This is a genomic window from Amaricoccus sp. W119, assembly GCF_047275745.1.
Classification (GTDB): domain Bacteria; phylum Pseudomonadota; class Alphaproteobacteria; order Rhodobacterales; family Rhodobacteraceae; genus Amaricoccus.
This window is the reverse complement of record NZ_JBKQWU010000116.1, coordinates 1-5,915: the sequence shown is the minus strand read 5'-3', so window position 1 is coordinate 5,915 and position 5,915 is coordinate 1. Positions and strand designations below refer to the sequence as shown.

The window sequence follows — 5,915 nt, the reverse complement described above, 5'->3', positions numbered from 1 at the left end:
TTGAGCTGGCTGAGGGCTCCGCGCCCGGCGCGCTTGTGAAATCCGGCGAAGACCAATACCGAAATCCAACCTGCGGACTCGCGTCATGAGCGAGGGACCACCGGGGGGCAGGTCAACGGCATCGTCCTGGAACGTGCATCCGAAGAAGCTGAGATCCTTCAGATAGAGGGTCCGGACGTCGAGTTCGACGATCGGTCCCGCGATCGCGCCGGCGACGGCATAGCGCCCGCCGCGCCGAAGAACGTGGAGGAGTTCGGGGAAACCCGGCCCCGCCGCGACATCGATGACCACATCGACGGTCTCCGCGCCAATGTGATCGACGAGGCTCTCGCCGCGCGGGACCACCCGGTCGGCGCCGAGGGCGCGCAGATGGTCGGCCTTGCCCGCTCCCGCGACGGCGGTGACGCGGGCACCGCGGCGACTTGCCAGCTGGATCGCCGCCGAACCGACACCGCCGGAGGCGCCGGTGATGACGACATGCTCGCCGTCCGCCACATTCGCGCGATGCAGCATGCCTTCCGCGGTCGAATAGGCGCAGGGGATCGAGGCGAGCTCGACATCGCTCCAGTCGCAGTTCACGCCGTAGGTCTCGCGCGAGGGCGCTTTCGCGAACTGGGCGAAGCCGCCATCGCATTCGGAGCCGAAGGTCCAGCATTCGAACGGCCGGTAGTCGACATAGGAGCGCAGCATGTTGCGGACCAGAACCCGCTCGCCGATCCGGCCAGGATCAACCCCCTCGCCGACGGCGGTGATCCGGCCGCAACAATCGGCGCCCTGGATGCGCGGGAACGACAATGCCGTGCCGGACCAGCTCGCATCGCTCTCCTCCGACGTCCCGGGGCTTGAGGCCGCGGCCTCCGTACCGCCCTTGACCGTCTTGGAGTACCAGCCGATCCGGGTGTTGATGTCGGTGTTGTTGATGCCGGCGGCGGCGACCCGGATCAGCACCTCGCCGGCCCCTGGTTCGGGTACCGGGAGATCCTCCCGGTACTCGAGCTTCTCGAAACCACCGTGGCCGACAAGGAGCACACCCTTCATCCTGTCCGGGAGGTGTGCCGCGGAAGTCCGTCGCTCCATTGTCCCGTCCGCCTTCGTGGTCATGTGTGAAGCAGCCCCCTCCGCCCCGGTGGATCAGGCGGCCGCGGCCTGCTCGCGGGCGCGGATTCCGTCCCGGATGATCGCCTTGACAAGCGCGATCGCGCTCAGCGCCATGATCGCCGAGAAGGGCAGCGCGCCGATGATCATCGCGGTCTGGAGTGCCTGAAGCCCGCCGGCATAGAGCAGGGTGGCGATGACGACGGTCAGTCCCGCGCCCCAGATCAGGATGTGCTGATTGCCCTTCTGGCTCGCGTCACCGCCCGAATTGATCGTGTTGATGATCAGGATCGCGCTGTCCGCCGAGGTCACGAGATAGGTGAGCAGCAGCAGGACGATGATCGCATTCATCGCCATGAAGAACGCGGGCGAGAGCATCACTCCGAGCATCGCGAAAAGCTGCGACGAAAGCCCCGCGTTGATGATCGAGCCCTGCGCCACGCCGCTCAGTTCCAGGTCGATGGCGGTGCCGCCGACGATGGCGAACCAGGCGAAGCACATCAGCGAGGGCACGAGCATCGCGCCGAAGATGAATTCGCGGATCGTGCGTCCGCGCGAGATCCGCGCGAGGAACAGGCCGACGAACGGCGCGAATGCGATCCACCAGGCCCAGTAGAAGACGGTCCAGGCCGACTGCCATTCCGCCAGCGCCTTGCCGGTCTCGGTTCCGTCATCGTGCCAGACGGTGAACATCATCGACGGCAGCGCCACGAGATAGTCGAAGAGCCCGACGAAGAACGCGCGGAAGGAGAAGAGCGTCGCCCCGAAGATGATGAAGAAGGCAAGCAGGAAGAAGCTGAGCCCCATGTTGATGTTGGAGAGCCACTTGATGCCCTTGCCGACGCCCGACGCGGCCGAGAGGGTCGAGGCGGCCATGACGATCACGAGGCAGACGACCATGATGCCATTGGTCGGCGCGCCGTCGACCATCATCCACTCCGCGCCGGTGATCGCGTAGAGCCCGGAGGCGAACTGGCTGACGCCGAAGCCGATGGTGACGGCGACGCCGAGCACGGTCGCGACCACGGCGACGATGTCGATGACATGGCCGAGCGGCCCGCGCAGCGCGTCGCCGAAGAGCGGTGCGAGGCCCGAGCGGATGGTGAGCGGCAGCCCTCGCGAATAGCTGAAGAACGCGAGCGACAGGCCGACGAGCGCGTATGCGCCCCAGGGCGTCAGCCCCCAGTGAAGGAAGGACCACTTGTAGGCGGAGCGCACGGTCTCGACCGAGGCACCGGCGACGGTCCCCTTGATCACGTCGGGGTTGGTCGAGAAGTGATAGATCGGTTCGGCGGTCGAATAGGTCATCATGCCGATGCCGATGCCCGCGCCGAACATCATGGAGAACCAGGAGAAGCTGCTGAACTCCGGCTTCTCGTCGGGCTGGCCGAGCCGGATGCGTCCGGAGGCGGGCCAGAGGGCGAGGCCGAGGCAGATCAGGACGAAGAACGCGGTCGCGTAGATGTACCAGGTCCCGAAGTTCGCCATCAGACCCGAGTTGATGCCCGCGAGCACCTCCGCGGCCTGTTCGGGGAAGACCGCGGCCCAGAGAATGAGAACACCGACAAGCACTTTCGAGCCGATCGCAACCGTACGGTTGAAGCCGTCATAGAAGCCCGCGTCGTGAATCGCGATCGGCAGGTCAGTCATCGGAGGTCTCAAGGCCATACCGATATTCTCCCTTTGGCGCGCGTGTTTCCGCGCTTGGCTCGCCCCCACCCGGGGCTTGGGTCGTGGTCAGGATGTTGTCCGGGCCGGGTCGGGGGGCGCGGAACGGAACGTCTCGGCGCCGGCGGCCCGGCGGGTCGAACCGGCCGGGCCGGGCGAACCGGCGGAGCCGGTGACGTTCAGTAGCCGTTGGCCGTCATGCGCTCGACATACCAGGTGGTGAAATCGTCGAGCGTGCCTTCGGTGAAGGTCGAATAGGGGCCGGGGCGGTAGCCGATGCTCTCGGCCCCGGCCTGCGCCCGCGCCACGAGCGCCGCGTCCTGGTCGTTGGTCGCCTTCCAGATCGCGGTGAGCGTTTCGAGGTCGTAGTCTTGGCCCTCGACGGCATCCTTGTGCACCAGCCACTTGGTGCGGACCAGCGTCCGGCCCGCCGCGAGCGGATAGCACGCGAAGATCACCGCGTGATCGGCCATGACGTGGTTCCAGGAATTGTTGCCCCAGAGATGCACGTCGCCGGTATCCTTGCGCGTCATGCCGCCGAGCAGCTTGCTGGAGGCGGCGCGGCCGTCGGGCGTCTGCGACTCGCCGGGCCCCGCGATGATCAGGCGCTGCGTGCGGAAATTCGTCGCATGACCGGGTCCGCGTTCGACCGCCGAGGACGGAAATCCCTGCGCCTCCCAGTCCGCGCTCTGCGTCGCGTAGCGCTCGGCATGGGCCTTCGCCTCCTCGGCCTCGTCGGGCGTGAGCCCCTCCGGATCGTATCCGAAATCGTAATGGACGAAGGAAACGCAGAGCTCGGGATGGTTCGCGGTGCAGTGATAGCACTCGCGGTTGTTCTCCATCGTGAGCTTCCAGTTGCCGTGCTCGACGAGATCCGTCTCGAAGGCCACCTTGGCATTGGCGAGGTCATAGGCGGCGAGCCGCGGCTCCATGACCGCGGCCAGATCCTCGATATCCTCGGGCGGCGTGTCGCTCAGGCAGACATAGAGCAATCCGCCGATCGAGCGCAGGTTGACCGGGCGGAGATGGCCGAGCCCCTTGTCGAAATCCGCGCCCATATGCGGCGCATCCATGAGCTCGCCCGACAGTTCATAGACCCACTGGTGATACGGACAGACCAGCCGCCCGACGGTGCCGGGGCCCGGATCGAGCAGCTTCGCGCCGCGATGCGAGCAGACATTGTGGAAGGCGCGGACGATCCCGTCGTCATCGCGCAGGATCACGATCGACGAGCGGCCGATGTCGAGGGCGTAGACATCGCCGGGCTCCGGGACATCCGCTTCCACACCGGCGGCGATCCAGTGCCGGTGGAAGATCACCTCGACATCCGCCTCGTAGGCGTCGGGGCGCGTGTAGAGCCCGGCGGGCAGCGTATACCCCGCGCGGCGGGCGCGCAGAAGGGACGAGATCGGTTCGATGGACAGGTCTAGCATGGGCTGCCTCGGGAACTGGGTTGCGCCTTGATGCGGTTCGCAGAAATACGCCGCGGCGGCCCCGGCGCTCAACGGCAGAAATATGTCGCCGATCAATGACTCTGGGTTATGCTTCGTCGTACCATGATCGCGAGTCCGCCCCGATGCCGTCGCTGAGACACAGCCTGCCGTCCCTCTCGGCCCTGATCTGCTTCGAGGCGGCCGCCCGGCTCGGCGGCTTCACCGCCGCCGCGCGCGAACTCGGGGTCACTCAGGCCGCCGTCAGCCGGCGGATCCATCAGCTCGAGACGGATCTGCGCACGAAGCTCTTCATCCGGGCCCATCGCAGGGTCGAGCTCACATCCACCGGTACCGTGCTTGCCATGGCCGTCGCCCGGGCCTTCGACGGAATCGGCGATGCGATCGATGTCATCCGACCCGCCGAAAGGACCGCGCCGGCCAATCTCCTGATGATCGGCGCCAGCCTCGCCGTCTCGCATTTCTGGCTGACACCGCGGCTGCCGGAGTTCCGGGCCGCGCATCCGGACGTGGCGGTGCGTATCGTCTCGCAGGATCTGCCGATCGATCTGAGGGACCGGACGGTCGATGTCGTGCTGCGCTACGGCACGCCGCCCTTCGCCGACGGGGAGGTGCTCGCCTCCATGCCGGACGAGGTCGTGCCGGTCTGCAGCCCGGCGCTCCGGGACAGCGTCGCGCATCTGCCTTTCCCGGAGAACGTCCTGGCCCTGCCGCGAATCCTCGCCGAAGCCCATGATGCGACCTGGATGACCTGGCGGCGGTGGTTCGTGGCGATGGGGCTGGGACGCATCGACGCGCCGAGCGCCCTGCAGTTCAACCACCACAGCGACGCGATCTACGCCGCCATCGACGGGCTGGGCGTCGCCCTCGGCTGGACGAAGCTGGTCGAGCGCGCGCTGACGGACGGCCGCCTGGTCCGCCTCTGCGAAGAGAGCATCCGTCCGGCGCAGACCTACAATCTCGTCGTTCCCCCCGGAGCCGCCGCCAGGCCAACTGTCGCCGCCTTCGCTGACTGGATCGGAGAGAAGATGAACGGTGCCGTCGCGAGATGACGGCGGATTGAGCGAGGGCAAAGAAGTGATCGTCCCCCGCTTTCGCGGACAGGCCATCTGCCGTTCCGCCTGTTCCGGAGTTCTCTATCCGAGCGCGGAGCGGATCCCCCGCCGACTATCCGCGATATGGGCGAACAAGCCTCGTCGGGCGTCCTCGCGGTCTGTCCATCGCCGTTGGTGAACGAGTTCGACCTTCAGCGTGTGGAAGAAGCTCTCCATTGGCGCGTTGACGTAGCGGCAAGCCGTCGTCCGGCTCATCGACGGTTTCGGCTTCATGGCAACGAGTTGCTTGCCGCATGCCTCGGAGGCGTACTGGGCGGTCTCAACCGGTCGTCGGAACATCTGAGTTTTGATGAGATACGCGTCCAGTGCCTCGGCGGGCGTCTTGCGTGGCCTGTCGTTGAGCGCGGCGGCGGCGTCGAGTTCGTCGGGCCCATGGAGGCCGAGATCCGTCCCTTGGGGAAATACTGGCGGAGAAGGCCGTTGGTGTTTTCGTTTGTTCCGCGCTGCCATGGGCACTGGGGGTCGCAGAAATTGTATAAGTTTAGACTTGATCTGACATCTGGTGTCCGGATGTCGGTCATGTTCCGCCTGTCAGCCTCCGATCGGGCGGCGATCATTTTTTCCCTCGCGATCGGGGCCGCGTCAA

The 5,915-nt window shown here is 66.5% G+C and carries 4 protein-coding genes and 1 pseudogene; 1 reads left to right on the top strand and 4 read right to left on the bottom strand.

From position 1 onward, the window contains the following. The 3 genes from ACLJK8_RS21815 to ACLJK8_RS21805 form a co-directional block, all read right to left on the bottom strand. Positions 1-1,038 (bottom strand): alcohol dehydrogenase family protein (locus tag ACLJK8_RS21815; protein ID WP_413152539.1); only part of this gene is annotated, 1,038 nt, incomplete at its 3' end. A gap of 93 nt (positions 1,039-1,131) precedes the next feature. After that, positions 1,132-2,763: a BCCT family transporter gene (locus tag ACLJK8_RS21810; protein ID WP_413152538.1), complete on the bottom strand. Its 1,632-nt coding sequence runs from the start codon at positions 2,761-2,763 to the stop codon at positions 1,132-1,134. Positions 2,764-2,942: 179 nt separating this feature from the next. Next, positions 2,943-4,196, bottom strand: coding sequence for an aromatic ring-hydroxylating oxygenase subunit alpha (locus ACLJK8_RS21805; protein WP_413152537.1), 1,254 nt, complete (start codon positions 4,194-4,196; stop codon positions 2,943-2,945). Positions 4,197-4,339: 143 nt separating this feature from the next. On the opposite strand from ACLJK8_RS21805, the gene ACLJK8_RS21800 reads away from it, so the two are divergent. Next, positions 4,340-5,266: a LysR substrate-binding domain-containing protein gene (locus tag ACLJK8_RS21800; protein WP_413152536.1), complete on the top strand. Its 927-nt coding sequence runs from the start codon at positions 4,340-4,342 to the stop codon at positions 5,264-5,266. A gap of 381 nt (positions 5,267-5,647) precedes the next feature. On the opposite strand, the pseudogene ACLJK8_RS21795 reads toward ACLJK8_RS21800, so the two are convergent. Then, a pseudogene (locus tag ACLJK8_RS21795) lies at positions 5,648-5,799 on the bottom strand (transposase); the annotation flags it as partial. Positions 5,800-5,915: the final 116 nt, after the last annotated feature.